The 26637-nt window shown below is 67.8% G+C and carries 24 protein-coding genes, 1 tRNA gene and 1 other RNA gene; 11 read left to right on the top strand and 15 right to left on the bottom strand.

Annotated features, from left to right (window positions below; translation table 11 throughout):
* Positions 1–35 precede the first annotated feature (35 nt).
* The 3 genes from purL to purS are packed head-to-tail and all read right to left on the bottom strand — an operon-like array spanning position 36 to position 3377.
* Positions 36–2369, bottom strand: coding sequence for a phosphoribosylformylglycinamidine synthase subunit PurL (purL, locus tag AC1DNC_RS03140; RefSeq protein WP_476861105.1), 2334 nt, complete (start codon positions 2367–2369; stop codon positions 36–38).
* A complete protein-coding gene (gene purQ, locus AC1DNC_RS03135; protein WP_476861104.1) occupies positions 2366–3124 on the bottom strand; it encodes a phosphoribosylformylglycinamidine synthase subunit PurQ in 759 nt (252 codons plus the stop codon). The genes purL and purQ overlap by 4 nt, the downstream gene beginning before the upstream one ends.
* A gap of 1 nt (position 3125) precedes the next feature.
* Complete coding sequence (purS, locus tag AC1DNC_RS03130) at positions 3126–3377, bottom strand: phosphoribosylformylglycinamidine synthase subunit PurS (RefSeq protein ID WP_011690410.1); 252 nt, start codon at positions 3375–3377, stop codon at positions 3126–3128.
* Between the two features lie 224 nt (positions 3378–3601).
* Here purS and AC1DNC_RS03125 point away from each other — a divergent pair, with 224 nt between their 5' ends.
* Together AC1DNC_RS03125 and AC1DNC_RS03120 are read left to right on the top strand one after the other, a co-directional pair.
* Positions 3602–3787, top strand: a complete 186-nt coding sequence (locus tag AC1DNC_RS03125; RefSeq protein ID WP_476861103.1) for a hypothetical protein — start codon at positions 3602–3604, stop codon at positions 3785–3787.
* Between the two features lie 291 nt (positions 3788–4078).
* Positions 4079–7225, top strand: a complete 3147-nt coding sequence (locus tag AC1DNC_RS03120) for a S8 family serine peptidase (RefSeq protein ID WP_476861102.1) — start codon at positions 4079–4081, stop codon at positions 7223–7225.
* A gap of 135 nt (positions 7226–7360) precedes the next feature.
* Here the strand turns inward: AC1DNC_RS03120 and AC1DNC_RS03115 are convergent, their stop codons facing one another.
* The 4 genes from AC1DNC_RS03115 to AC1DNC_RS03100 all read right to left on the bottom strand — a co-directional run bounded on the left by AC1DNC_RS03115 (position 7361) and on the right by AC1DNC_RS03100 (position 9823).
* Complete coding sequence (locus AC1DNC_RS03115; protein WP_476861101.1) at positions 7361–7759, bottom strand: subtilase-type protease inhibitor; 399 nt, start codon at positions 7757–7759, stop codon at positions 7361–7363.
* Positions 7756–8715, bottom strand: a complete 960-nt coding sequence (locus tag AC1DNC_RS03110) for a 3-methyladenine DNA glycosylase (RefSeq protein WP_476861579.1) — start codon at positions 8713–8715, stop codon at positions 7756–7758. The genes AC1DNC_RS03115 and AC1DNC_RS03110 overlap by 4 nt, the downstream gene beginning before the upstream one ends.
* A complete protein-coding gene (locus AC1DNC_RS03105) occupies positions 8708–9265 on the bottom strand; it encodes an SSI family serine proteinase inhibitor (RefSeq protein WP_476861100.1) in 558 nt (185 codons plus the stop codon). Before AC1DNC_RS03105 ends, AC1DNC_RS03110 begins: the two co-directional genes overlap by 8 nt.
* 69 nt (positions 9266–9334) lie before the next feature.
* Entirely contained in the window at positions 9335–9823 is a 489-nt protein-coding gene (locus AC1DNC_RS03100; RefSeq protein WP_476861099.1) for a MarR family winged helix-turn-helix transcriptional regulator, read from the bottom strand.
* 81 nt (positions 9824–9904) lie between these two features.
* On the opposite strand from AC1DNC_RS03100, the gene AC1DNC_RS03095 reads away from it, so the two are divergent.
* Complete coding sequence (locus tag AC1DNC_RS03095) at positions 9905–10129, top strand: hypothetical protein (protein WP_476861098.1); 225 nt, start codon at positions 9905–9907, stop codon at positions 10127–10129.
* A gap of 212 nt (positions 10130–10341) precedes the next feature.
* Positions 10342–10575 (top strand): hypothetical protein, encoded by a 234-nt coding sequence (locus AC1DNC_RS03090; protein WP_476861097.1) that lies wholly within the window; start codon positions 10342–10344, stop codon positions 10573–10575.
* Positions 10576–10647: 72 nt separating this feature from the next.
* Here the strand turns inward: AC1DNC_RS03090 and AC1DNC_RS03085 are convergent, their stop codons facing one another.
* The 5 genes from AC1DNC_RS03085 to ffs all read right to left on the bottom strand — a co-directional run bounded on the left by AC1DNC_RS03085 (position 10648) and on the right by ffs (position 16705).
* Positions 10648–12006 carry an aspartate kinase gene (locus AC1DNC_RS03085; protein ID WP_476861096.1) on the bottom strand — a complete coding sequence of 453 codons (1359 nt, stop codon included), beginning with the start codon at positions 12004–12006 and terminating at the stop codon, positions 10648–10650.
* Positions 12007–12214: 208 nt separating this feature from the next.
* Positions 12215–12784 (bottom strand): GNAT family N-acetyltransferase, encoded by a 570-nt coding sequence (locus tag AC1DNC_RS03080; RefSeq protein ID WP_476861095.1) that lies wholly within the window; start codon positions 12782–12784, stop codon positions 12215–12217.
* An 8-nt stretch (positions 12785–12792) separates the two neighbouring features.
* The gene (recR, locus tag AC1DNC_RS03075) at positions 12793–13392 is read right to left on the bottom strand and encodes a recombination mediator RecR (protein WP_476861094.1); all 600 of its coding nucleotides are present in this window, start codon (positions 13390–13392) and stop codon (positions 12793–12795) included.
* A 51-nt stretch (positions 13393–13443) separates the two neighbouring features.
* On the bottom strand, positions 13444–16581 hold the full coding sequence (locus tag AC1DNC_RS03070) for a DNA polymerase III subunit gamma and tau (RefSeq protein ID WP_476861093.1): 3138 nt from the start codon (positions 16579–16581) through the stop codon (positions 13444–13446).
* Between the two features lie 27 nt (positions 16582–16608).
* Positions 16609–16705, bottom strand: an RNA gene (gene ffs / locus AC1DNC_RS03065) — signal recognition particle sRNA small type.
* Between the two features lie 225 nt (positions 16706–16930).
* Here ffs and AC1DNC_RS03060 point away from each other — a divergent pair.
* Positions 16931–17015: transfer RNA gene (locus tag AC1DNC_RS03060), tRNA-Ser, on the top strand.
* A 93-nt stretch (positions 17016–17108) separates the two neighbouring features.
* Here AC1DNC_RS03060 and AC1DNC_RS03055 read toward each other — a convergent pair.
* On the bottom strand, positions 17109–18020 hold the full coding sequence (locus AC1DNC_RS03055) for an oxygenase MpaB family protein (RefSeq protein ID WP_476861092.1): 912 nt from the start codon (positions 18018–18020) through the stop codon (positions 17109–17111).
* Positions 18021–18443: 423 nt separating this feature from the next.
* On the opposite strand from AC1DNC_RS03055, the gene AC1DNC_RS03050 reads away from it, so the two are divergent.
* The 4 genes from AC1DNC_RS03050 to AC1DNC_RS03035 all read left to right on the top strand — a co-directional run bounded on the left by AC1DNC_RS03050 (position 18444) and on the right by AC1DNC_RS03035 (position 22805).
* Positions 18444–19541 carry a M23 family metallopeptidase gene (locus AC1DNC_RS03050; RefSeq protein ID WP_476861091.1) on the top strand — a complete coding sequence of 366 codons (1098 nt, stop codon included), beginning with the start codon at positions 18444–18446 and terminating at the stop codon, positions 19539–19541.
* Between the two features lie 130 nt (positions 19542–19671).
* The gene (locus AC1DNC_RS03045) at positions 19672–20157 is read left to right on the top strand and encodes a glutathione peroxidase (RefSeq protein WP_476861090.1); all 486 of its coding nucleotides are present in this window, start codon (positions 19672–19674) and stop codon (positions 20155–20157) included.
* A gap of 285 nt (positions 20158–20442) precedes the next feature.
* Positions 20443–21654 (top strand): formaldehyde dehydrogenase, glutathione-independent, encoded by a 1212-nt coding sequence (fdhA, locus tag AC1DNC_RS03040; protein WP_476861089.1) that lies wholly within the window; start codon positions 20443–20445, stop codon positions 21652–21654.
* Positions 21655–21860: 206 nt separating this feature from the next.
* Positions 21861–22805, top strand: a complete 945-nt coding sequence (locus AC1DNC_RS03035; RefSeq protein ID WP_476861088.1) for a phosphodiesterase — start codon at positions 21861–21863, stop codon at positions 22803–22805.
* Positions 22806–22832: 27 nt separating this feature from the next.
* On the opposite strand, the gene AC1DNC_RS03030 is transcribed toward AC1DNC_RS03035, so the two are convergent.
* Positions 22833–24473 carry a stealth family protein gene (locus AC1DNC_RS03030; protein WP_476861087.1) on the bottom strand — a complete coding sequence of 547 codons (1641 nt, stop codon included), beginning with the start codon at positions 24471–24473 and terminating at the stop codon, positions 22833–22835.
* A gap of 37 nt (positions 24474–24510) precedes the next feature.
* Positions 24511–25422 carry an HAD family hydrolase gene (locus AC1DNC_RS03025; RefSeq protein WP_476861086.1) on the bottom strand — a complete coding sequence of 304 codons (912 nt, stop codon included), beginning with the start codon at positions 25420–25422 and terminating at the stop codon, positions 24511–24513.
* A 212-nt stretch (positions 25423–25634) separates the two neighbouring features.
* Here AC1DNC_RS03025 and AC1DNC_RS03020 point away from each other — a divergent pair, with 212 nt between their 5' ends.
* Together AC1DNC_RS03020 and AC1DNC_RS03015 are read left to right on the top strand one after the other, a co-directional pair.
* Positions 25635–25934, top strand: a complete 300-nt coding sequence (locus tag AC1DNC_RS03020) for a type II toxin-antitoxin system VapB family antitoxin (protein WP_175322235.1) — start codon at positions 25635–25637, stop codon at positions 25932–25934.
* Positions 25927–26607 carry a LytR C-terminal domain-containing protein gene (locus AC1DNC_RS03015; protein WP_476861085.1) on the top strand — a complete coding sequence of 227 codons (681 nt, stop codon included), beginning with the start codon at positions 25927–25929 and terminating at the stop codon, positions 26605–26607. Before AC1DNC_RS03020 ends, AC1DNC_RS03015 begins: the two co-directional genes overlap by 8 nt.
* The last annotated feature ends 30 nt before the right edge of the window (positions 26608–26637 follow it).

Raw genomic sequence — 26637 nt, 5'->3', positions numbered from 1 at the left:
AGGGCAGTTACGGAGCAGTCGATGGAGAGGAGGGGTTAGCCGAAGTACTTCGGCAGCGTCCCCTCGTGGGCTTCGCGGAGTGCGTCCAGGCGCAGCGGGTCGACGCCGTTGATTTCCAGCGTGCCGCTCTCGGCATCGACGACGCCGATCCGGACGTGCTCGAAGCCGCGGGCGGTGCACATGTCCTTGAACCGGATTTCCTCCGAGCGGGGCACGGCCACGATGGCGCGGGCCTGGGACTCGGAGAAGAGGGCGGTGAATAGGTCCACACCGTCGCGGTCCATGACATCCTGCAGCGAAATGCGGGCGCCGACGCCGAAGCGCAACGCGGATTCCACGAGGGCCGCCGCGAGGCCGCCTTCGGAGAGGTCGTGGGCGGAGTCCACCATGCCGTCGCGCGAGGCGTTGATCAGGATTTCGCCGAGCTCGCGTTCGGCGGCGAGGTCAACCTTGGGCGGCAGGCCGCCGAGGTGTCCGCGCAGCTTGGACCATTCCGAGCCGTCCAGTTCCGCCGCGGTCGTGCCCAGCAGGTAGATGGCCTGGCCGTCTTCGCGCCAGCCCGAGGGCGTGCGGCGTGCGACGTCGTCCAGCTTGCCGAGCACGGCCACCACGGGGGAGGGGTGGATCGGCGTGGTTCCGGTCTGGTTGTAGAGCGAGACGTTGCCGCCGGTGACCGGGATGCCGAGCACCATGCAGGCGTCGGACAGGCCGCGGATCGCTTCGGCGAGCTGCCACATGACGTCGGGATCCTCGGGGGAGCCGAAGTTCAGGCAGTCGCTGACGGCCATCGGCACGGCGCCCGCGGTGGCCACGTTGCGGTATGCCTCGGCCAGGGCCAGCTGCGCGCCGTGGTACGGATCGAGGTAGGTGTAGCGGCCGTTGGCGTCGGTGGCCAGAGCCACGCCAAGCCCGGTTTCCTCGTCCACCCGAACCACGCCGGCGTCGTCCGGGAACGCCATAGCGGTGTTGCCGCCGACGTAGCGGTCGTACTGGTCGGTGATCCAGGACTTGGAGCACATGTTCGGCGAGGCGACGAGCTCGGTGACAGCCGCGGCCAGTTCCGCGGGGGCGGCGGGGCGGCCGCTGTCCTGCACGGAGCCGATGAAGGCGTCGGCCTGGACCGTGTCCTGCCACTCGGGCCGGGCGAACGGGCGGTCGTAGACCGGTCCGTCGTGGGCCACGGTGCGCGGGTCGACGTCGACAATCACTTCGCCGTCCCAGGTGATGATCAGGCGGCCGGTGTCGGTGACCTCGCCCAGCCAGGAGTACTCCACGGCCCACTTGTCCATGACCGCTTCGAACGCGGCGATGTTCTCGGGGGTGACGACGGCCATCATGCGTTCCTGCGACTCGGACATCAGGATCTCGCCCGGGGTCAGCGTGGGGTCGCGCAGCAGCACGGAGGTGAGCTCCACTTCCATGCCGCCGTCGCCGTTGGAGGCCAGCTCGGACGTGGCGCAGGAAATGCCGGCCGCGCCCAGGTCCTGGATGCCCTCAACCAGGGAACCCTTGAACAGTTCGAGGCAGCATTCGATCAGGACCTTCTCGGCGAACGGGTCGCCCACCTGCACAGCGGGGCGCTTGGACGGCTTGGTGTCGTCGAAGGACTCGGAGGCGAGCACCGAGGCGCCGCCGATCCCGTCGCCGCCGGTGCGGGCACCGAACAGCACTACCTTGTTGCCCTTGCCGGAGGCGTTGGCGAGGCGGATGTCCTCGTGCCGCATGACGCCGACGGCGAGGGCGTTGACCAGCGGGTTGCCCTGGTAGACGGAGTCGAAGACCATTTCGCCGCCGATGTTCGGCAGGCCCAGGGAGTTGCCGTAGCCGCCGATGCCGGCCACCGCGCCGTGCATGACGCGGGCGGTGTCCGGGTGGTCGATCGCGCCGAACCGCAGCGGGTCCATCACGGCCACCGGGCGGGCGCCCATCGAGATGATGTCGCGGACAATGCCGCCGATGCCGGTCGCGGCACCCTGGTAGGGCTCAACGAAGGACGGCGAGTTGTGCGACTCGATCTTGAACGTCACGGCCCAGCCGTCGCCCAGGTTGGTCACGCCGGCGTTCTCGCCGATGCCGACGAGCATGTCCTTCTTCATCTCCTCGGTCACCTTTTCGCCGAACTGGCGCAGGTGGTTCTTGGAGGACTTGTAGGAGCAGTGCTCGCTCCACATCACCGAGTACATGGCGAGCTCGGCGCCGGTCGGGCGCCGGCCGAGGACCTTGACCACCTCGTCGAACTCGTTCTGCTTCAGGCCCAGCTCGGCCCAGGGGAGTTCGGTGTCCGGGGTCCGGGCCGCGTTCTCCACGGTGTCGATGTTGAACTTCCTGGCGGTCTCCGCGGGCGCCGCCACTGCGGGTGTGTCCGTCATTTGTTGTCTCCCACGATCTTGTTCAGGACAGAGGTGAAGAAGCCGAGGCCCTCGGTGCCGGAGCCGGCCTCCGGACCGAAGCCCGGCTCGACAGCGTGCTCGGGGTGCGGCATGAGGCCGACGACGTTGCCGGCGGCGTTGGAGATGCCGGCGATGTCGCGGCGGGAGCCGTTCGGGTTCCAACCGACGTAGCGGAACACCACGCGGCCCTCGGCTTCCAGCGCGTCGAGGGTCTTCTCATCCGCGATGTACTGGCCGTCCTGGTTCTTCAGCGGCACCGTGATTTCCTGGCCGGCGGCGTAATCCCGGGTCCAGTCGGTCGTGTTGTTTTCGACCCGCAGGACCTGGTCGCGGCACAGGAACTTCAGGTGGTCGTTCTTGATCATCGAGCCGGGCAGAAGGTGCGACTCGGTGAGGATCTGGAAACCGTTGCAGATGCCGAGGACCGGCAGCTTGGCGTCCGAGTTGGCCGCGTCGATGACCTTGGCCATCAGCGGCGCGAAGCGCGAGATGGCGCCGGCGCGCAGGTAGTCGCCGTAGGAGAAACCGCCGGGGATCACGACGGCGTCGACGTCGCCCAGGGTGGTGTCGGCGTGCCAGAGCGCCACCGGGGTGGCGCCGGCCAGGCGCACGGCGCGGGCGGCGTCGCGGTCGTCGAGCGTGCCCGGGAAGGTGACGACGCCGATCCTCGCCCCCGCGAGCTGGGGGTGTGCGGCGACGGCAACGGCCTCGCCGATCAGGGGAAGTTCAGTCATGTCAGGCCTCGACGACCTCGACGTTGACGACGTCTTCGATGACCGGGTTGGAGAGCAGGGTTTCCGCGGCGTTCCGGGCCTGGGCCAGGATCTCCTCGGTCACCTCGCCGTCAACGGTCAGTTCGAAGCGCTTGCCCTGGCGGACAGAGCTGAAAGCGGTGAAGCCCAGGCGGGGCAGCGCACCCACGATGGCCTTCCCCTGCGGGTCGAGAATCTCGGGCTTGGGCATGACGTCGACAACGATCCGGGGCATCCGGCAACTCCTGTGCGTGAGCATTGGGTAAGGGCGCAGCGGAGTTGTGCCGTCTCACGCCGATCCGCTGTGGTGGACAGCGTGATGCGGGCGCTCCGCGAGCTTGCATGCCTATTCTACCGGGCGGCGTGCACCACGCCGCATTCGTGACCGGGCGGCACTGGCGGCTGCCCGGATCCCGGGTGGCTATGGTCTCGGCTGGGTGCGCTCAGTAGGATGTCCGCATGGCTGAGAAATCGAAATCCGTGCTGCTTCCCGTGATGGCCGCCGCCGTCTTCGCGGGCCTTGGCCGGATGGTGCTGCAGAAGATCAAGGCGGACCGGGCGGCCAGGTCCAGCAAGGTGGCCAGACCCCTTGATGACAAGACGCGGGCCTGGATCAGCGAGGTTGTCCGAACACCCCGGCAGTAGCCTGCCGGTGCGGCCGGGGCCCAGCAGCCCCCCTTAATTTCCCGTTTAAAGCCGGGGCGGCGTCGCCGCCCCGGCTTTGCCATGCCCCGGGAACCGTGTCGATTGTCGAGCGATGTGACTAATTTCGATTAGCCCTCTGTGGTCTATGTCATATTTGGCTCTCAGTCTGTACTGTATGAATCGGCTGGTATCCGCTGGGGGCGAGAGTCAACTCCTGATCCCGCACCCGAACCAGCCCTCGTCCCCGGCAATGGCGCCGGGACCGTTCCTTCTGAAAGGTTCAAATCACTCGTGAAATCACCAGGAAAGAGCTTCCTTCGAAGCGGGGGACTCCGGAGGGCCGTGGCACTGACCCTGGGCTTGCCGGTTCTCCTTTCAACAGTCGCCATTGCGCCCGCCACCGCGGCGCCGGCGCAGGGATCCACCGTCGCCGAAATCGCGCAGAAAAATCTGGACCCCGCTAACTACCCGGACGGCCGCTACATCGTCCTGCTGGCCGAAGAGCCGGCGGCCACCTACGACGGCGGCACGAGCGGGCTGCCCGCCACGAAGCCCGCGAAGGGCAAGAAGCTCGACACCAACAAGTCCGAGGTCAAAAAATACCGCGCCCACCTGGAGAAGAAGCAGGAGGACGTCGCGGGCAAGCAGAAGGTCAAGATCCAGCGCCAGTTCTCCGCTGCGGTCAACGGCTTCAGCGCCACCCTCACCACGGACCAGGCCGTCAAGCTCGCCAAGGACCCCAGCGTCCTGACGGTGGCCCCCGACACGGAGAACGCTCCGGATTATTCCAGTACCGACTTCCTCAAGCTCAGCGGCCCCAACGGGACGTGGAACACCAAGTTCGGCGGTCAGGATGCTGCCGGCAAGGGCGTCGTCGTGGGCGTAATCGACACCGGCTACACGCCGGACAGTGCCTTCTTCGCCGGCGATGAGGTTAAGCCGCTCGTCGGCGCCCCCGTCGTCGGGGTGCCCTACCGCACCGCGGACGGCAAGATCGCCATGCTCAAGGCCGACGGCGAGACCTTCACCGGCGAGTGCCAGAAGGGCACCGGAACCGGTGCGTCCTTCGACGGCTCCGCCTGCAACTCCAAGGTCCTCAGCGCGCACTACTTCGCCGATGATTTCCTCACCTACGTTCCGGCCGGTGACCGCGCCCCGGAGGAGCAGCTGTCTCCGGTGGACGTGGCCAGCCACGGAACCCACACGGCCAGCACGGCTGCCGGCAACAAGAACGTCGAGACCTTCGTTGACGGCCGCAGCTTCGGCCTGACCAGCGGCATCGCACCCGCCGCGAAGCTGTCCGTCTACAAGGTTTGCTGGGAAGACACCGATCCGAACACGGGCGGCTGCTACAGCTCCTCCTCCGTGGCTGCCGTCGAGCAGGCCATCGAGGACGGCGTCGACGTCCTGAACTACTCCATCTCCGGCTCCGCGACCTCCGTCATCGACCCGGTGTCGGTGGCCTTCTTGAACGCGGCCGCGACCGGCATCTTCGTTGCCGCTTCGGCCGGCAACTCCGGGCCCACCGCCAGCACGGTCAACCACGGCGCGCCGTGGGTCACCACGGTCGCCGCCAGCAGCTTCTCCCAGGAGCTCCAGGGCACGGTGGAATTCGCTGACGGCACCAAGTTCCGCGGCGCCAGCATCATGAACCGCGAAGTCAAGGACGCCGGCGTCGTGCTGGCAGCCAACGCTGCGGCCAAGGCCGGAGACGCCAACGCGGCGCTGTGCGGCCCTGACACGCTGGACCCGGCCAAGGTTGCCGGCAAGGTTGTTGTCTGCGACCGCGGTGTCTTTGACCGCGTCGCCAAGAGCGCCGAGGTCAAGCGCGGCGGCGGCGTCGGGATGATCCTGGTGAACCTGAGTAACTCCTCGCTGGACGCTGACCAGCACTCGGTCCCGACCGTGCACGTGAACCCTCCGGCCACCGCAGCCATCAAGGCCAAGGTCACCGCTACCCCGGACATCAAGGTTTCACTGGTCAACAAGGACACCACCGGCCTGCCGCTGGAGGCCCAGCCGCAGATTGCCGGCTTCTCCTCCCGCGGTCCGCTGCTGGCCACCGACTCTGACCTGCTCAAGCCCGACGTCGCCGCTCCTGGTGTCGCCGTTCTCGCAGGTGTGTCGCCCATCGCCGAGGGTGGGGCCAAGTTCGGCTTCATGTCCGGCACCTCGATGGCTTCCCCGCACGTCGCCGGCTTCGGCGCCCTGCTGCTGGGCAAGAACCCGAACTGGTCGCCGGCCGCGGTGAAGTCCGCCATGATGACCACGGCCTCCGACGTCAAGCTCGCCGACGGGTCCAAGGACCCCGACGTCCACGCCACCGGCGCGGGCGAAGTCGATCCGGCCCGGATGGTTGATCCCGGCCTGATCTACGACGCTGGCATCGAGGACTACATGAAGTTCATCCAGGGCACGGGCGTCAACCTGAAGCTGCCGAGCAGCACCAAGCCGCGGGACATGAACGTCCCGTCCTTCGCGCTGGGCAACCTGACGGGCAAGATCGAGGTCACCCGCACGGTGACCGCACTCACCCCGGGCGTGTACAAGGTCACGGCCAATGTCCCCGGCATCAAGGTCAGCGTGGCTCCGGCCGCACTGAACTTCAAGGCAGCCGGCGAGAAGCGCACCTTCAAGGTCAGCTTCGAAAACCAGGGCGCGGCGCTCGGCAAGTTCGCCATGGGCTCGCTGACCTGGCGGGGCGCAGGCAAGACCGTCTCCTCACCCATCTCGGTCCGCCCGCAGTCCGTGGTGGCCCCGAAGGATGTCACCTTCACCACCCAGTCCGCCACCGGTTCCGGTGACATCAACGTTGTCTCCGGCACGAACGGCGCCACCAGCATGACCCTCGACGGCCTGTCGAAGGCGGATTCCTCCGCCGTCGAACTGGTCCCGGGCCCGTTCGCGGGCCTCGCGGATGCCTCGACGTTCGTCAAGACCGTCCAGGTTCCGGCCGGGGTGCCGCTGGCGAAGTTCTCGGTTCTCTCTTCTGACCCGAACTCCGACTTCGACATGTGGGTTGTCACTCCGCGCGGCGTGGAGCAGGTTGCCACGTCCTCGTCCAGCGAGACTCTGTCGGTCGCTAACCCGGCCGCTGGCAAGTACACGATCTACGCGAACCTGTACTCCAGCCCGGACGGCAAGGCCCGCAAGGCCTCCGTGGATGCGGCAGTGCTCGGCGCCAACGTCGGCAACGCGACCCTCTCGCCGAACCCGCTGAAGCTGACCAACGGCAAGGCCGGCAAGCTCACGCTCAACTGGACCGGGCTCGCAGTTGGTTCGTACATCGGCCGGGTGACCTTCGCCGGCGCCAGCGAGCCGACGTTCGTCAGCGTGGTCGTGACGCCGGCGGGCGCCACCACGGTTACTCCTGCTGCAGGGGCTCCCGCCACCGTTATGAACCAGGGCCCGGCGCAGGTCCGGAACAACGCCCTCTAGGCGGCTGAACACCAAATAACAGCGATGGCCGGCGGTTTTCACCGCCGGCCATCGCTGTTATTTGGTTTGTTCTTGCCTGGCGCCGTTCTCAGGTGGCGCCGTTCTTAGGTGGCGCCGTTCTTAGGTGGCGCCGTTTTAGGTGGCGCCAGTGGAGCCCGAGGTGCCGCCCAGCAGCGGAGCCATGGCACGCCACCGGGCTATCTCGCAGCCGTCGGTGCGGCTGAATTCACTGTGGACATCACGGCCCCGGAAGCGCCCGGTGACGACGGCCACCTGCGGGCCACCGTACTGCTGGGTGCAAAGCCGGGGCGGGCCGGGCTGCGGGAAAAAGACCTCCTCACCGTGAAGGCGGAGGGCTTCGAGCGCCGCAGCGGGGTCCGGCAGGGTGGACGCAGCGGACGGACCGCCGCCGTCGTCGGACACCAGGTGGAAGCTGTACTCCGGCGCGCCGGGGGCCTCCGTCAGGCGGATGGTGAGGTCGACGTCGTGCGGGCTGCCCGCTCCGGGGCTGGCAGTTCCGTGGTTGGCAGTCATGGGCGTCCTTCCTGTGCCGCGGTAAGAGGTGAGTCGGCGGCTGCGGCCGTCAGCAGCGGAGTGAGCTCGTGCAGCAGGCGCCGGCGCAGTTCCTGGGCCGTGTCGGCGAAGGCCCGCTGCTGTTCCACATATTCGGCCTTGCCGTCCGGCGTCTCGATCCGGATCGGCGGGTAGCCCCATTCGCTCAGCTCGTAAGGGGACGCCTGCATGTCCATCGCCCGGATCCGCCAGGAGAGCTTGAAGCAGTCCATGACCAGCTCGCTGGGCAGTGCGGGTGCGAGCTTGTACGCCCACTTGTAGAGGTCCATGTTGGCGTGCAGGCAGCCGGGCTGTTCCATGGTCCGCTGGTTCTCGCGGCTCGGCTCCAGGGTGTTCAGCGGCACGGCGTCCGGGGTGTAGAAACGGAACGCGTCAAAATGCGAGCAGCGGATCCGGTTGTCCTCGACCACCCGGTCCGTCTGCTCGGAACCCAGCCGCAGCTTGAGGTACTCGTGCCGCAGTTCGAACTTGTCCTGCCGGTAGACCATGGCCCACTCGTGCAGGCCGAAGCAGCCAAACTGCGCCGGCCGCGCGGCCGTTCCCGCCAGGATGATGCCGGCGAACTGAACGGCGTCGCGCCGCTCGCTGAGGAACCGGCGGACGTCGACGGTCACTGCGTCCGTCCCGGGCGCCAGCCCTGCGGCGGCGAGCTCGTCGGCGTCGGGAGTGCGGTAGTACTTCCAACCGGAGCGTTCCGCTGCGGCCGGCCCGGACAGCACGACGCCGGCGCCCGGGTGCCAGCGCAGCAGCTGGCCCGGTTTTTGGGTGTAGTAGGTGAAGAGGAAGTCCTCCACCGGGTGCTTTTGGCCGGCCGAGCGGCGGGCGAGGTAGGGATCGGAGTAGGTGCGGACGCGCTGCTGGTGGGCGGCTTCGCGCGCAAGCCAATCGTCCTGCGGAAGGTGCTGCAGTTTAGACAGCCCCTCCGGTTGAGCCCAGAATGTCCTTGGCTGCCTTCCACTGGGCGATCTCGCAGCCGTCCCGCAGGCTGAACTTGGATTCGACCGCCTTGCCGTCCACCGAGCCGGTGACCGTCGCCTGGTCGGGGCCGCCGTACTGCTGGGTGCATGCCTGGTTCGTGGCCCGGGGCGAGGGGCTGAGGAGCGCCGCGTTTTTCTTCAGGGCGGCGCAGGCGGCAGCGGCCGTGGGGTGCTTGCTCTCTGCCGCGGGAACGCCGTTTTTGCAGACCAGGGTGTAGCTGACGGCCTTGGCAGTTTCGGAGGGCTTGATCATGATGGCCAGCTCGGCGTTGCCTTGCCCAGGCCCCGCGGTAGGGGCCTCGGCCGACGGCGAGGGCGCCGGGGCGGTGGTTTCGGTGTCGGCGGAGGGGGTGCCGCCCGGCGACGAGGCGGAGGCGGACGCGGGGCCGGTGGACGAGGGGCTCGGGGCCGGTCCGCCGCCTGGTGAGCAGGCGGCCAGTCCGACGGCCGTCATCAAGATGAGCGCTGTGGGAATCTGGTTCTTGCGCATGGGCTCTTCTCCTCGGTCTCAGCCTCATTCTAGCGCCGCAGGGCCTCGGGGTGCCGGGCCGGAAGTACCCTAGCTTCCGGCAGCGCCGCCGTCTGCGGACCGGGTGGCGGCGATGAGCCGCATCATGGCGCCGTGCAGTTCGCCCACCTGCTCCCGGTTCAAGCCCAGCAGGGCCATCATGGTGCCCGGGACCGCCGTCGCCTGCTGCCGCAGTGCTGCGCCGGCCGGGGTCAGCCGGACGGCGAGGCTGCGCTCGTTGCCCTCGGCGCGTTGCCTAGTGATGTAACCCGCCGCTTCGAGCCGCCGGAGCAGCGGCGAAATCGTGGCCGGTTCCTGGGCGAGGGCGTCGCTGATGTCTCGGACGGACCGGGGGCTGGACTCCCAGAGGCAGAGCATCACAAGGTACTGCGGATGCGTGAGCCCCAGCTTGTCGAGCACGGGCTTGTAGGCGCCCACCACGCTGCGCGATGCGACGGTCAGGGCGAAGCAGAGCTGGTGTTCCAGCAGGAGATCCTCGTCCGCGACGGGGGTTCCGGGAGTTGCGATGACGTCGGTCATAGAGCCTCCTTCAAATAGTTAGTGCACTAATTATTAGCGTACACTGATGGAACCCACTCGTACGAAGGAGTCTTGGAAGCGATGGCGAAGGACAACACCGCCCAGCGGTTCATGCGGGCCACCGGTAAGCTGCGGGCAATCTTTGGACCGGCCAGCCGGACCTCGCTCGGCCATGAGATGAGCGAGCAGAACCGCCAGCTGCTGGCCCAGCGGCAGGCCGAGACCCAGCAGTGGGAGACCCTCCACCGGCCGGACGGCAGCACCTACGTGGTGCCCCGCAACCCCGAGGACAAGTCGCTGCGCTAAGTGACGGGGCCGGGCCGCGGACGTTGGCCCGCCACGCGCCGCTGTCTGGCCGTCCACGGGCCGCGCGGCGGCCGCCTTTTCCCGCCCAAGCCCGCCGCGCCTTTTCCCGCCGCCGGGCGTAAAATTGGGTCACTGGCGCCGCCCGCGCCACCGCTGTTCCAGATGGCCATTTAGCAGGACGTGGCCCGTCAGCAGGAGAGGGGGTGGGAAATATGGCACATGCGCTGAGGAAGGCTGCATTGAGCCGGCGCCTGCACCCGTCAGCCTGGGTGCGGTTCCTGTTTGGCCCTGCCTCGCGGGGGGACTACTCCGCACCGGTCGTGCACAAGCACGATGACTACGAGCACGCCTCGGAGACTGATCTCGCCGGCTTCGAGGTAGAGACCGACTCCCAGGGACACCATTACGCAGTCCGCCGGGAAGACCTGCCGAAAGAACAAGTCTGACAACCAAGCCACAAGGGTACGGAAAAGGGAGCGGCAACCGCCGCTCCCTTTTCAGGTTTTGCCTGGAATCCGTTAGCGGCCCGTGCCGCCGTAGACCGTCGCCTCGTCCTCGCTGTCCAGGTCGAACGCCTTGTGGATGGCGCGCACGGCGTCGTCCAGCAGATCGGCATGGGTTACCACGGAGATGCGGATTTCCGAGGTGGAGATCATGTTGATGTTGATCCCGGCCTCGGAGAGCGCCGCGAAGAACCGTGCCGAGACGCCCGGGTGCGAACGCATTCCCGCGCCGATCAGGGACAGCTTGCCGATCTTCTCGTTGTATTCGATGCTCTCGAAGCCGATTTCGGCCTGGGCGGCGCGGAGGGCGGCCAGGGCATCGGCGCCCTCGACGATCGGCAGCGTGAAGGAGATGTCCGTCCGGCCGGTGCCGTGGGTGGAGACGTTCTGGACAATCATGTCGATGTTGGAGTGGGCGTCCGCGATGACCTGGAAGATCGCCGCAGCCTTGCCGGGGATGTCCGGAACGCCAACCACCGTGACCTTGGCTTCGGAACGGTCGTGTGCAACGCCGGAGATGATTGGCTGCTCCAAGGCAACTCCCTCTTGAATCGTGATCTTGTCATCGGCGCTGGGCAGGACCCAGGTGCCTTCGTTCTGGCTGAATGAGGAACGGACGTGCAGCGGCACCCCGAAGCGGCGCGCATATTCCACGCAGCGCAGGTGCAGGATCTTGGCGCCGGACGCGGCGAGCTCCAGCATTTCCTCGCTGGAGATGCTGTCGATTTTCCGTGCCGACGGGACAACGCGCGGGTCCGCAGTGTAGATGCCGTCAACGTCGGTGAAGATCTCGCAGACGTCGGCGTCGAGGGCTGCCGCCAGCGCCACCGCCGTGGTGTCCGAACCGCCCCGGCCGAGCGTGGTGATCTCGTTCGTGGTCCGGCTCATGCCCTGGAAGCCGGCAACAATCGCGATGTGCCCCTTGTCGAGGGCGGTGCGGATCCGGTGCGGGTCGACGTCGATGATCCGGGCCTTGCCGTGGATGCCGTCGGTGATCATGCCTGCCTGGGACCCGGTGAAGGACTGGGCGGACGCGCCGTACTTGTTGATCGCCATCGCGAGCAGCGCCATGGAAATGCGCTCGCCGGCGGAGAGGAGCATGTCCATCTCGCGGGCCGGGGCCGAATCGGTCACCTGGCCGGCCAGATCGAGGAGCTCGTCGGTGGTGTCACCCATTGCCGAGACGACGACGACGACTTCGTCACCTGCGTTGTGGGCGTCCACAACCCGCCTTGCAACGCGCTTGATGCCTTCCGCGTCCGCCACGGAGGAACCGCCGAACTTCTTCACGACGAGGTGCTTGGTGGCGGCAGGAATCGCGGGCAGCGGCTGCGGCTGCGGTCCGGGGTGGACTTCGGTAGTGGGCAAACTCATGCGCGCACCCTCACTGGATCATCGGGGTTCTGGGCGAAGCAACCAAACAGCGCGGCCAGTCGGCGCGACGGCTGCTTCTGAGGCAAGTTTATCGCCGCGGGCGTCCCGGAGTTTAATTGTGACCGAATGCCAGACAGGCCCGGGCGCTTCCGGGCACTCTATGTCCATTCGGGGCAGGGGCCGTTGAGCATGTCCATCGCCCACCCACTCAGTCGAGCCGGTACCGCCACGACGGGAGTTTTTTGCCCGCAGTGTCCTCGGCCGCGGTGAAGTAGCGATCGGGCCGGAATCCCAGATTCTCCAGCAGCCGGCGTGAGGGCAGGTTCGGTTCGTAGACCCCGGCGAACACCGTCCTGCTTGCCCGGACCGTGAACAACCATTCCACGAGGGCGCCTGCAGCCTCGCTGCCGAGGCCCAGCCCGTGGTGATCCGGGTGCAGGATGTAGCCGAGGCTCCCCGCGTGGGCCGGGATCCTGCCGGGTGCGGGAGGAGCGTCTGAGTTCCAGGTCCGGCCGTCGCCAATGACCTCCCCGCTTCCTCGGAGCTGTATCGCCCAACCCACGTTGAACCACTCCGCGGTGGACGCAGCAGCACTGTTGAGTATCTTCCGCAGCCTGGCCGTGTTCTCTTCGGCGCTGAAGGCTTGGTGGGAGAGATAGCGCACGGCTTCCGGGTGGCCGCGGAACCGCAGGAGCGCGCCGTCGTCGTCGGCCGTCAAGGGGCGCAAGATCAGGCGTTCGGTGCTGATCGAAGCAGGGGCGGCGCCGCCTTGTGTCACGGCAACCGTCAGCTCAGGGCGTTGCGGCGGCCCTCGAAGGCCCGGCCCAGGGTGACCTCGTCGGCGTATTCGAGGTCGCCGCCTACGGGAAGGCCGGACGCGAGCCGTGTGACGGTGATGCCGATCGACTTGAGCATCCGTGCGAGGTAGGTGGCCGTAGCCTCACCCTCGAGGTTGGGGTCCGTCGCGATGATGATTTCCTGGATGGCGCCGTCATTGAGGCGGGTGAGCAGTTCGCGGATCCGAAGCTGTTCCGGGCCAATCCCGGCGATCGGGTTAATGGCACCGCCCAGCACGTGATACCGGCCGCGGAAGGACCGGGTGCGCTCTACGGCGAGTACGTCCTTGGACTCCTCCACGACACAAATCACGGCGGGGTCGCGGCGCGGGTCCCGGCAGATGTTGCACAGCTCTTGCTCGGTGACGTTGCCGCACACGGTGCAGAACTTCACCCGCTCCTTCACCGTCGTGATGGCCTCGACCAGGCGCTTCATGTCCTGCGGATCGGCTTCGAGGATGTGGAAGGCAAGCCGCTGGGCGGATTTGGGTCCGACGCCGGGCAGCCGGCCGAGCTCGTCGATCAGCTCCTGAACTGCACCTTCGTACACAATGTCCTCGTTCGTTTGGGGGAGTGGCGGGCCGGGCGGCCGCCGGGAGGGCTAGAAGCGCGGAGCCAACGGGCTTCCGTCCAGGGAGCGCTCTTCGAGCAGTTTCCCGCCCAGAATACGCTCGACGGCGGCGCGGCCGAAGACGCCCGACTCCTCGATTGTTTCGTCGTCGGCGCTGGGGATGTCCTGTACGTAGCTCGTGGCGACGGCGGCGCGCGCCGGTGCCTTGGCGCGTCCGGCTTCCGCCTCGGGGCTGTTGGACAGCCGCTGGTAAAGGCTCTGCCGTCCCGACGACGGCGGAGCGCCGACCGGAGCCGTCGCCACCACCGGGGATGCCGCTGCCGTGATGACCGCAGGGCCGGAGGCGGCCGGGGCGAGCTGCGGTTCGGGGGCGCGGGCGGCAGCGGAACCGGCGAAGCCCGCTCCGGATCCGGCCGAATACGCGCCGACCGGCTCGGGAATCTGGGCAGCCGCAGATTCATAGTGGGGAGGCTCCGGCTCGGGGGTGGGCTGCGCGGACTCTGCTGCGGCCTCCGGGGCGGAGTGCCGCCCCACATTCAGTTCCGTACCGACCGTCCAGACCCCGGGGGACTGCTCGACGGCGCGGGCCCACGGGTCCTCGGAAGTGGTCGTGGGGGCCGGAGCCGGCGTCGCTGCAGTTGCAGTTGCGGTTGCCGTTGCCTTTGCCGCTGCCGGGGTGGGGGCGGCGTTGCCGGGGCGGGGCCGTTCCGGCGTGGGCGCCGCAGCGGGTGCGGGCCGGGCGGCTGCAGCAGCTGAGGGATTCCAGTCCATCGGCGGCTCTTCATCCAGCGGCGGCGCATCCTCGTCCCGCGGGGGACCCCAGTCCTCGTCCGGGTACGAGTAGGAACCGGCCTCCTCGGGCATCGGGCCGTCAGCCGGCTTGGCGGCTGGGCCAGCGCTCGCGTTGCTCGATGCAGGGGCCGGTGCGGTCGGGGCCGCTGCAACGGCAGGGGCCGGCGCTGTCGGGGCGGGCTCCGGCGCTGAGGCAGGCGCCTGCTCCGGGGCGGCCTTTACCGTTGCGGCGTCGGGTCGTGTATCGGCTCCGCCGCCTGCCGGGCTGCCGGCTGCCGACGCGGAATCCGGGGCGGGCCCGGCCGTGGCAGGGGCGGGGGCCAGGCCCCAGGCGACGTCGGCCGAGGTGGCCGCCTGCGCCGATGGAGCCGCAGCCTCCCGGCTAGCGGGCGCTTTTGGGTTTGGCTCAGAGCTCGCTGCGCTGTTGGTGCCGCCGGCCACGGCCGTGATCTGGCAGTCGATGCCAATCGTCTTGTGGATCGCCTGGCGCAGGTTTTCTGCGTGGTCTGCCCGGCCGAAGGCTCCGGCGAGCCCGGACGTCGTGAAGGACAACGTCAGGACCTGGTCCTCGAAGTGTCCGACCTGCGCATTGGGTTCGACGAGCGCCCAGGTGCTGCGCTTGATCTTGGTCAGGGTCTGCAGAATCTCGGGCCATGCACGGCGCAGGACCTCGACGTCGGGTCCGGAACCGGACGCTGGCGCGGAGGCCGGGGCGGGTGCCGGTGTAGGAACTGCCGAAGGGACACTCGCCGCTGGCCGCTCGGCTGGTTCGGGCCGAGCCTCCGGGGACGGGGCGGGCTGTGCGGGCGGGGCGCTCTGGCCCGATCCTGCCGGCGCGGACGCCGGCGGTGCCTGCTCCGGACGGTTGGCCTGAACATCCGGCCGGCTTGCTGGCGCGGGGGTGGGGCGGGAGGCGCCCTTGGGTGCTGCGGGTTCCTCGACCGGCCAGTCGTTGGTGCTGACCCGCGGGGCGGTGATCGTCGATCGTTCCGGCTGGATTTCCTGAGGGGCAGGGGCAGTGGGAGCGGCCGGGGACTCAGCTGCGGCCGCGCCGTCGACGGCTGGAGCAGTCTGGGCTGGGGCCGGGGCGGGGGCCGGGGCGGCTGCGGGCGCGAGGGTGGGCGCCGGCGCGGCTGCCGGGGCCGGAGCGTTGGATGGCGTGGCGGCCGGCGCCGAAACGGCGGCGGGTGCTCCGACGTCGTTCCCGGCGTAATTCAGGCGCCGCTCCACCCGATCGATCCGGGCGGCGATGCCGCGTTCGGTCTGCTCCGAGCTGGGCAGCAGGATGCGGGCGCACAGCAGTTCGAGGTGCAGCCTGGGGGAGGTTGCGCCGGTCATCTCGGTCAGGGCCGTGTTGGTGACATCCGCCGCGCGGGACAGTTCGGCCGCGCCGAGGTTGTGTGCCTGGTTCTGCATCCGCGCGATCTGGTCCGCGGGCATGCCGCGAAGAATCGACTGGGCGCTCTCCGGCATTGCCTGCACGATGATCAGGTCGCGGAAACGCTCGAGCAGGTCCTCGACGAAGCGGCGGGGGTCGTGGCCGGTCTGGATGACGCGGTCCACGGCGCGGAACACGGTGGCGGCGTCGGAGGCGGCGACGGCCTCGACGACGTCGTCGAGCAGGGAGGCGTGGGTGTAGCCCAGCAGCGCCACGGCGAGCTCATAGTCCAGGCCGTTGGGGCCGGCGCCGGCCATGAGTTGGTCCAACACGGAGAGGGAGTCGCGCACGGAGCCGCCGCCGGCGCGGATGACGAGCGAGAGTACGCCCGGAGCCACGGGGACGTTCTCCTGCTGGCAGAGCAGTTCCAGATACGCCATCAGGGGTTCCGGTGGTACCAGCCGGAACGGGTAGTGGTGGGTGCGGGACCGGATCGTCCCGATCACCTTGTCCGGCTCGGTGGTGGCGAAGATGAACTTGATGTGTTCCGGCGGCTCTTCGACGATCTTGAGCAGCGCGTTGAAGCCGGCCGAGGTGACCATGTGGGCTTCGTCAATGATGAAGATTTTGTAGCGGTCGCGGACCGGTGCGTAGGTGGCTCGTTCCCGCAGGTCACGTGCGTCGTCCACACCGCCGTGGCTCGCGGCGTCGATCTCGATCACGTCGAGAGAACCGGCGCCGCCGCGGGCGAGTTCGACGCAGCTGGGGCACACGCCGCAGGGAGTGTCAGTGGGGCCTTCGGCGCAGTTCAGGCAACGCGCCAGGATGCGGGCGGAGGTGGTTTTACCGCAGCCGCGGGGGCCGGAAAAGAGGTAGGCGTGGTTGACGCGGTTCTTCCGCAGGGCCGTCATCAGCGGGTCGGTGACGTGTTCCTGCCCGATAACGTCCGCGAACGAATCGGGGCGGTATCTGCGGTAAAGAGCGGTAGTAACAGTCACAGCTAAACCCTACCAATCGGCACAGACATAAAAGACCCCCCATGCACCCGCCAGAGCCCATTTACCCTTGCTACCTTCCGGTCCTGGGGGAGTTCAACAGGATGACGCCACATGAGGGGCCGTCGATTAGTTTACCCGACGATCCGGCCTGGCCCGAATCCGGGGTTTGGCCCGCTTGGCCGCGGTGGGACATGCCCATTTTTCGGGCCGGGGAGTGGGCATAGTGGGGCTATGTCCGTCGCGGGATCTGAGCGTGGAGCATGTCCGTTGGGGGCCGGGCGGGGGGATCAATTGGGCGAAGCGGGGAAGTTCAGGTAGTCTAGTATCTGCTTTTGATTCAGAAGCAACTGGAGAATTCGCCTAGCGGCCTATGGCGCACGCCTGGAACGCGTGTTGGGTTAACGCCCTCGGGGGTTCAAATCCCCCATTCTCCGCGTTTGGCCCCGGTCCATTGGACCGGGGCCTTTTTGCGTTCCGGGCACACCCCGCCGCACCGTGGGCCCGCCCCCAAACCCCCGCCGGCTCGCCTAGCCCGCGTACCCCAGGCGCCGGAGCCGTGCACGTGCGGCCTGCTCGCTCGGGCCCACCCTGCCCAGGGCCAGGTGGACGACGCCCAGGGTGAGTCTCGTCGCAAGCTTCACTGGCAACGGAATTGGACCCAGCCTCGCGGTCCGCAGCCCCAGCATCTCCCGGTATTTAGGCTCCAAGCTGGCCACCGCCGCCGCGAAGAGCACCCGGTAGCCGGGCCTGAGCGCGGGATGGAGCGGGGGATCCCGGATGAACGCCACGGTTTCGGCAACCTTGGCGCCCGAGGCGAGTTCGCCGTCGTCGTACCAGCGGTCGAGTTGCCGGCGCATGTCCGCCTCGCTCAGCGGCGGCTCCTCGACGCCCATCAGCGTCCCCGCCTGCGCCCACTCGCGGACGTAAGCGTCCGGGCCGCCCGGAATCGGCCGGCCCCAGAGCTTGTGCGCGGACAGGAACGCGTCGGTGAAGGCGATGTGCACCCAGCGGAGCAGCTCCGGGTCGTTCGCCGCGTACTGCCGGAGCGCGCCGTGGCCGTCGGTGTATTCCCCGCGCACCGACTCGTGCAGCCGCAACACCCACCCCGACGCGGCGCGGGCAGCCCCCGTTGACCCGTAGGTGACGGTGAAAATCCAGCGGATGGTCCCGGCCAGCCGGCCTAGGGGGTCCTCGCGGAAGCGGGAATGGTCGTGCACCCCGGCCAGTGCGCCCGGGTGCAGTGCCTGCATGAGCAAAGCGCGGATACCGGCCACGATCGTCGGCATGTCCCCGTGCACGGCCCAGACGGCGGAACCTGGCAGGTGGAAGCCCGCGTCGTCTCCCTCAGCGAGGTGTCCCACCCACTCCGGGACCGCGTCCCGCGTTCCGGTGAACGTCTGTTTGAGTTCGACTTGCCATTCCCTGAGGACATTGCGCATACCCCCTATTCTTACCCGGCCGGTGCGGGGCTGGTACCTGTTTTCCCGGCGGGGCTACTGGGACGCGCCGCTGTCCGCCCGACGCTGACGCGGAATTGGTCCGAACGCCCGCGAACCCGGGCAGTTTGGAGGTTCACAGGCCCGGCCGAGTGTGTTCACATAGGGGGTGGGTCCGACGAGCTTGGGCCTGGCGGACAGATTCGCAGGAGTCGCATCGTGGGAAAACATTGGGGAAACTCATCGAGTGGACAGGCCAGGCCCTTGGGTCTTGTGCCGCGCTCGCTGGCGGCTGTCACCGGACTTGCCCTCGCCCTGCTGGTTTTTGGCCCCCCGGAACCCCCCCTCGCCGTATCCGGTCCCGCGTCGCAGCCTTCGCTCGCAACAGGCACTCCCGGACCGGGTTTGCTGTACCGCGGAAGTGGGGTGCCCGGCGATCCGGGAGGTGCCGGCCGGGGGACATCAGCGCTGACCGCAGACCGGCACGCTCTCGTTTCCTTCTCCCGGACCACGGTCCAAACCACGTCCAAGGACGGCGACGTCGAGCTCCGGGTCGCGTCGGCAGGGCTCTCGCGCCCGCCCAAGGGCTTCCTGATGGCACCCCTCGAAAGGCTCTTTGAGTCGTCCCCGTTCGGGCTGCGCACCAGCCCCCTGACCGGAACCGCCGGGGAGTTCCACTGGGGCCAGGATTTCGCCGCCCCGTGCGGAACCCGGGTGTATTCGGCCGATGCCGGGGTGGTCCGTGCGGTGGGATGGCATCCCTGGGGCGGCGGGAACCGGGTGGAAATCGACCACGGAAACGGCTTGATCACCACCTACAACCACCTTCAGGGCATTGCCGTGAAGAAGGGCGAGTCGGTGGCCGTGGACGAGGTCATCGCCAAGGTAGGCACCACGGGCTCGTCCACGGGCTGCCACCTGCACTTCGAAACGATCCTGAACGGCTCCCACACCAACCCCTTGGACTGGAAGTTCCTTCCGACCCGGCAGGTGGACCGGCTTGAGGACATCCCGATGGTCAGCTACGCCCCGGGTGCGGGGAAGTCCGGTGCCGGCAGCCCGGGAAGCTCCGGCGCGGACTGGGCGGTTCCGGTGGCGAAAGATCACACCCAGGCGGTCACCGGCGGCGTGCAGGAAAAGCCTGTGCCCGGGCATCCCGGCGGTCCCTCGGCCAAGCCGTCACCGACCGCGACGTCCTCCCCGCACGCTATCCCGACGCCGAGCCCGACCCCGACGCCGATTCCCGCGCCAACGACGACGCCCACACCCACCCCCACGCCCACGCCCGCGGTCCCGTCGGATCCAGCCGTGCCGCCCGCACCAGCGGTGACGCCGACGCCGACGCCGACCCCGACTCCGGCTCCCACACCGACCGCCACGCCAGCGCCGGCCCCCGCCGCGACAGACCCGGCGTCGGCCCCCGTCGCCCCCGCTCCGACGCCCACCTCTCCCGCCGTCCCGCAGGAGACGGCTGCCACCGAGCCGACTGGCGGCCTCGGGCTCGCCACCGGCCCGACACCGTAACTCGCCACCGGCCCGACGTCGTAGCCACTCCGACGCCGCAGTGCGGCAGCCGTACCCATACCCGGGCGCCTTGGTGCCGAATCACCATCGTCAACTGTTCCTGCCCCCAAGCCCGCGAGGAAAACCACCCATGACATCCCTGCACTCCATCCCGCTGACGCTCAACGACGGCACCCAAACGGAATTTGGCCGGTTCCGGGGCCAGGTGGTGCTGGTGGTGAACGTGGCCTCCCAGTGTGGTTTCACGCCCCAGTACGCCGGCCTGGAGGCGCTTCACAACAAGTTCCGTGACGAGGGCTTCACCGTCCTCGGCGTCCCCTGCAACCAGTTCGCTGGCCAGGAACCTGGCGCCGACGCCGAAATCGCCGAGTTTTGCGAACGCAACTTCGGCGTCACGTTCCCGCTGACTACGAAGGCCAACGTCCGCGGCAAGAACCAGCACCCGCTCTATGCGCAGCTGACAAAGTTCAAGAACGGCCTCCTGCCGGGCTTGGTGAAATGGAACTTCGAGAAGTTCCTGGTGAACCGCGACGGCGAAATTGTGGCCCGCTTCGCACCCACCGTGGAGCCGGACTCACCCGAGGTCATCGAGGCAGTCCGGCAGGCGCTCGGCTGAACCACGGCCTCAGCGGCCTTCAGCGGCCTTCGCTGCCTACCGTTTGCCCGGTCCCGTCCCTATTGGGACAGCCGACGGTAACGCAAGGGCACAAGGGGCCCTACCCCTAAGCATGCTTCCGGCCTAGACTGGCGAAACCCTCCGACATTCCGGGCTTACCTGCGGCGCAAACGCGCCTGCCGTCGGCAGTGCAGCCGACCCGGCCCCGTGGAGGGCGCATCAGAATGCTTCGTGAATCACAACTGGGCACTCAACATTGGGGTCCGTGAAACCAGGAGGAAAGTGATGACAGGAAACAAAGCCGTTGCCTACAAAGGGCCAGGAAAAGTCGAACTGATCGACATTGACTACCCCACCTTCGAACTTAAAGACGGCCCGGGGGTCAACCCCGCCAACGTGGGCCGGTCGGTGCGCCATGGCGTAATCCTCAAAACCGTTGCCACGAACATTTGCGGCTCGGACCAGCACATGGTCCGCGGCCGCACCACCGCCCCCGCCGACCTGGTGCTCGGCCATGAGATCACCGGCGAGGTCGTGGAAGTCGGCCCGGACGTCGAATTCATCAAGGTGGGGGACATCTGTTCAGTCCCCTTCAACATCGCCTGCGGACGCTGCCGGAACTGCAAGGAGCGCAAGACCGGCATCTGCCTGAACGTCAACCCCGACCGGCCGGGCAGCGCCTACGGGTACGTGGACATGGGCGGCTGGGTCGGCGGCCAGGCCAACTACGTCCTGGTTCCGTATGCGGATTGGAACCTGTTGAAGTTCCCGGACAAGGACCAGGCCCTCGAGAAGATCATGGACTTGACCATGCTCTCGGACATCTTCCCGACCGGCTTCCACGGCGCTGTGACCGCCGGCGTCGGCGTGGGCTCCACTGTCTACGTCGCAGGGGCCGGGCCCGTGGGCCTGGCCGCTGCCACCAGCGCGCAGCTGCTGGGTGCGGCGGTCGTCATTGTTGGTGACATGAACGAGGACCGGCTGAAGCAGGCACGCTCCTTCGGCTGCGAGACGGTGGACCTGTCCAAGGGCGGGCCCGCCGAGCAGATAGAGCAGATCCTGGGCGTGCCCGAGGTCGACTGCGGCGTCGATGCCGTCGGCTTCGAAGCCAAGGGGCACGGCCATGACGCCAAGGAGGCGCCGGCGACCGTGCTGAATTCCCTTATGGAACTGACGGCGGCCGGCGGGGCGCTCGGCATTCCCGGGCTCTACGTGACGGGCGACCCGGGCGGCGTCGACGAGGCGGCCAAGAAGGGCGCACTCTCGCTCAGCCTGGGTACCGGCTGGGCCAAATCGCTGAGCTTCACCACCGGCCAGTGTCCCGTGATGAAGTACAACCGCGGCCTAATGATGGCGATCCTGCATGACAGGGTCAGCATCGCCAAAAACGTCAACGCCAAGGCGATCTCCCTGGAGGACGCACCGAAGGGCTACGCCGAATTCGACGCCGGCGCCGCCACGAAGTACGTGCTCAACCCGAACGGCTACCTGAGCTAGCCGCACGGCATACGAGTAATCCACTTTCCGGCGGACACATCCGGCATATACGTAAGCCCGTATGTGTCCGCCGGTCTACTCGATTTGTGCCTTTTTTCAAATATGCCTACTGGGGTTTGCACATTGTTGGCCGAATGTCTGGTTGGATAGAGATTACTGAGAGGGACGCTGGAGGCACTGCCGCCACCCAACCAGGGAGGTTTGCAATGGAACTCATCGAGGCCGAGCACCCCCGGCCGCGTCATTTCCTACTCCACTTGAGTGATTCGCATTTGCTCGGCGGCACGGATCCCCTGCACGGGGCGGTGGACGCCGACTCCCGGCTCAGACAAGTTTTCGATCAGGTCCTCGCTTCCGGCGCGCGCCCCGAAGCCGTGATTTTTACCGGCGACCTGGCGGACCGCGGCGAGGCTGAGGCCTATTCGAAGCTGCTCGCCATCGTGGAACCTGCCTGCAGGGCGATGGGAGCCAAGGTCATCTGGGCGATGGGCAACCACGACGACCGGGCCAACTTCCGGACCAGGCTCCTGGAGCAGCCGGCGGACGACGCCCCCGTGGACCATAGCTACTTCATCAACGGCCTGCGGATCATCACGCTGGACACCTCGGTGCCCGGGTTCCACCACGGCGAACTGAGTGCCGAGCAGCTGGAGTGGCTGGCCGCGGAGCTCTCCACCCCGGCCCCCGACGGCACCATCCTGGCCCTGCACCACCCGCCGGTACCCTCGGTGCTGGATCTGGCCGTGCTGGTGGAACTGCGCGGACAGGCCGCGCTGGCCGGTGTTCTCCGGAACTCGGACGTGCGCACCATCCTGGGCGGCCACCTGCATTATTCAACGACGGCGATGTTCGCCGGCATCCCGGTTTCGGTCGCGTCCGCCACCTGCTACACCCAGGACCTGAACGTCCCCGTCGGCGGCAGCCGCGGGCGGGACAGCGGGCAGTCCTTCAACCTCGTCCACGTTTACGAGCACACGATTGTGCACTCGGTGGTGCAGGTGGGCGACACCCTGCCCGCGGTGGGCGAATACGTCACGGCGGAGGAGGCCCAACGGCGCATCACCGCCGCCGGCATCCGGTATCCGCGCCAGGCTCGGCTTGAGGATCCGGCGCAGGCGCCCGGCCACCGCCGGATCACCACGCGGAACTAGGCGGGCTAGCGGCCGCGATCTCCGCCGCTACTTCTCCCAGGGGGCCTTGATCGGGAAATACTTCTCCAGGAAATCGGTCACCAGCTCCGCGCGTTCCTCGGCCGGTACCTCCGGAAAGCTTCCGTCGTTGAGGCAGAAGAAATCCATGTTCCGCTTGGAGAGCAGCTTGGGCAGGTAGTTCAGGCCTGCCCGGGCCGTCGTGTCCACGTACCGGACCTTGGCAGCGGTCTGCGTAACGGCCAAGCCGGTCAGCAGGGCGTAGTAGTGGTAGAACGAATTCGTCACGGAGATGTTGTCCGCGGCCCGGAAGCGGCTGGCGGCCGTCTTCGCAAACTCGGCCGGGAACTCCTCCTCCATTTGCGCCACAACGCTGCGCCGGAGCGGGGCTGCGGTGTGCTCCAAGTGCCGGGTGGTGATCCTCCCGAACCGGTCCCAGAGGAGCTTGCGGTTCACCCGCGCAGCATTTTCAAAGCCGCTCCGCTCGGCGTCGTTGTCGCCCAGGCCGATGCGCGTCTCCGCCTCAATGAACTTGGTGATTCCGCCGGGCGTGAAGAACATGTCCGGCCGCACTGCCCGGCCGAAGAACATGTCGTCATTAGAATACAGGAAATGCTCGGACAGACCCTCGATGTGGTGGAGCTGGCATTCGACGGCCTGGGAGTTGTGCGTCGGCAGCACCGAGGGGTCGGCGAAGAACTCCTCGCTGCGGACGATCGTTACGGCGGGGTGGTCGGCCAGCCATTCGGGCGCGGGGGAGTCGGTTGCGATGAAGATCCGCCGGATCCACGGCGCGAACATGTAGACCGAGCGCAGGGCGTATTTCAGCTCGTTGATCTGACGGAAGCGGGCCTCGTGGTCGTCGCCCTCGCCGACGACGACGCCGGCCATCCGTGCCTTGCGCGCGGCGATGTATTCGGGCGAGGAACCATCCACCCATGAGAAGACGATGTCGATGTCGAAGTTGATGTCGCTGGCGTGGTCCGCGAACATGTTCTCGATCGTGGGCCAGGTGTGGCCATAGCGTTCGACGGTGCCGCGCACGGCGTCCTGGGCCAGCAGCGTCCGCCGGGTCAGCGAGTTCTCGATCGGCAGGATCAGCTGGTCGCCTTCAAAGCTCCAGAGCTCCAGTTGGACTCCGGCCGAGGCGCCGAACTCGAGCCCGCCGTGGGGTTCCACATGGGGGCGGTACAGGCGGAAAATCCGGGCCTGGCGGTTGGGCGAGAGCTCGCCGTCGGCTACCAGCACGGAGGACTTCTTCTTGGCGTCCACGGTCATGGAGTAGAACGGTTCGTCCCGGCAGGCCTCGACCAGGGCGGCCCGGAGTTCCCGGCGGTTCTTCCAGTCAACGGCGATAACTGGGCGGTCGTTGTTGCCGCGGACCAGGAGGTAATCCAGCTTCGCTCCGTCCAGCACGGAACGGACGAACAGCAGGTCCTCCACCATGGCCTGGTACGGGGTTCGGTTCTCATTGATCAGCGCGTACCGGCCGTGCCGGCGCACCACGTCGGTGCGGGTCCGGAGCCTGGCAACGGCGGCCGGGGAGGTGACCTCGGCGTGGGCGTAGTTGTCCTCGCTCGCCTGGCTGCCGTAGTAAATCTCGTCCTGGATCAATGCGTCTGTAATGTCGACTCTCCGAGCTGTAGGTGGTGCGTGGTTCTCTAATTGCATAATAACCCCGGCCGCAAAACGGCCCGGTGCGGGGCGTTCAGCCGGCGACGGCGGTACGCCAGTGACGCAGGAAGGCAGCCCCGGCGTCGTCGTGGATGACCTCGGCGCCGAGCCCCAGGTCGGCCGCGGTCAGGACTGCGTAGGGCTTGACCGGAATACCGTCGGCTGGGCGGACGTCCACATGCTTCACGGGGTGGTCGTTATGGTGCAGCCAGTCCGCCATGGCGTAGTCGGTGCGCGAATCACCCACCGTCCGCCAGGCCTGCGGCGTGATGCCCTGGGCCGCCAGGAGTTCCACCGCCCGGCTGGCGCCGAGATCCTTGCCGAGTCGGACGGATTCGATGTCGGTGGAGATGATGGTGGGGTCGACGCGGTAGTCGATCTGGTCATCGCTGTTTGGGGCGTGGTGGTCCAGCCGCACCACCCCGAGGCCGTGGCGGCCCATCAGTTCCATCGCGTCCGCGTCGAAGAGCGCCTGTTCCTCGCGGTAGTCGGAATTGGCGACGGCGATGTGCTGTTCCACCGAGACCATGGCCCGCTTGGTCTCGTCGTAGAACATGTGGGTGGAATAGTCCTCCGCGACGAGCCGCCGCACATCGTCCCCGAATGCCTGCGGAATGGCGAGCTCCCGGTCCACGTGGACCTGGCCGGCCCCGGACGCGGTGTAGCTGAACCAGACGGCGCCCTTCTCGCATACGGCGTGGATGGTGATTCCCGCCGGCATTCCCGCGGCGATCATCGGCGCCATGACCTGCTCGCGGATGAAGGCGTCGGAACGGCCGGTGTTGAAGATCACCGGAATTCCTGCCTCCGCGAGTGCCAGCAGGTCCGCGATGATCCCGGGCTGGACCGTGCGGGTGACGGGACTCGCCACCGGGCCGTCGACGTCGAGCAGCAGGGCCAGCGGCGGGGCCGAGGGCGCCGGGGCGGAGGTCGCGGTGTCAGTCATGCTTCCATTCTCTCAGCCGGACCTGGACTTCGCCTCCGGCGGCGGTCTTATGACGCCCGCGCCCGGGAGTGGCGGACGCCGGTGTGACAATCCTGCGCACGGCAGTGACACGGCGGGATATTGCGATGACAAATGATCACTGTTTGGCCACAACCTCCGGCGTCGTGGCCTCTTTGATTCCCCTGGCCAGGGATCTTCCATAGGCTTGCATGGTGATCTTCAAAGCTGTGGGCGAGGGACGCCCGTACCCTGACCATGGTTTCAATACGCCCAAGGACTGGGCGGCGCTGCCGCCGCGCCCGGTCCGGCTGGATGAACTCGTCACCACCAAACGCACCCTTGACCTCGAGGCGCTCCTGGCCGAGGACTCAACCTTCTTCGGCGACCTCTTCCCGCACGTGGTGGAGTTCCGCGGCGTGCTGTACCTCGAGGACGGCCTGCACCGAGCCGTCCGCACCGCACTGCACCAGCGCACCGCGATCCACGCCCGCGTGCTGGTGATAAATGGCTAGGAAACCGAAGGATCTCACGGTCCTGCACGGCCACAATGTCATCACTGGCTCCGATTTGCGGGCGACGTTCGCGGAGCAGGACGAGCTGGACAACCCCGTAAGGATGCGTCGGCGCATTCTTCACGGCGTCGTCCTGGTGCTTCTGGTGGCCCTTGTGGCCTCGGCCATTGTGGTGGCCTTGGCCATCATGAACGGCCAGATCAAGCTCCCGACGGCGGAGCGCAGCCAGGCGGCTGCGCCGCTCTGCCCCGGGGCGACGTACGACTACACGCCGCCCTCGAAGATCAAGCTGAACGTCTACAACTCGACGAGCCGGCCCGGTCTGGCCCGGACGGTGGCCAACGACTTCGTGGCACGCAAGTTTCGGGTGGGCGCGGTGGGCAACACCGAGTCCGGCTACCGGGGGGTGGCGCTGGTAGTGTCCGGGGCCGCCGGGCAGTCCGCGGCGTTCAGCGTCCAGCGCAACGTGCCCGGGTCGGACTACGTCCAGGACGGCCGCAGCGATGCAACCGTGGACGTCATCCTGACCGGTGACTTCAAGGCGCTGGCAAAGCCGGGGCTCGTGGACCAGACGCCGGGCAAGCTCAGCTGCCCGCGGGAAACCCGCCGGGTGGTCGAGGACCCCAGCCTGCCCGTCGTGCCGACCATCGTCCCGGTCAGCCCCAAGCCCTGATCAGCCGCCAATAAGCAGCCCGGGCTCCGG

Source organism: Arthrobacter sp. 01N442 (genome assembly GCF_056399345.1).
Note: the sequence above shows the minus strand (reverse complement) of the source record. Positions and strands in the feature narration are given on the sequence as shown.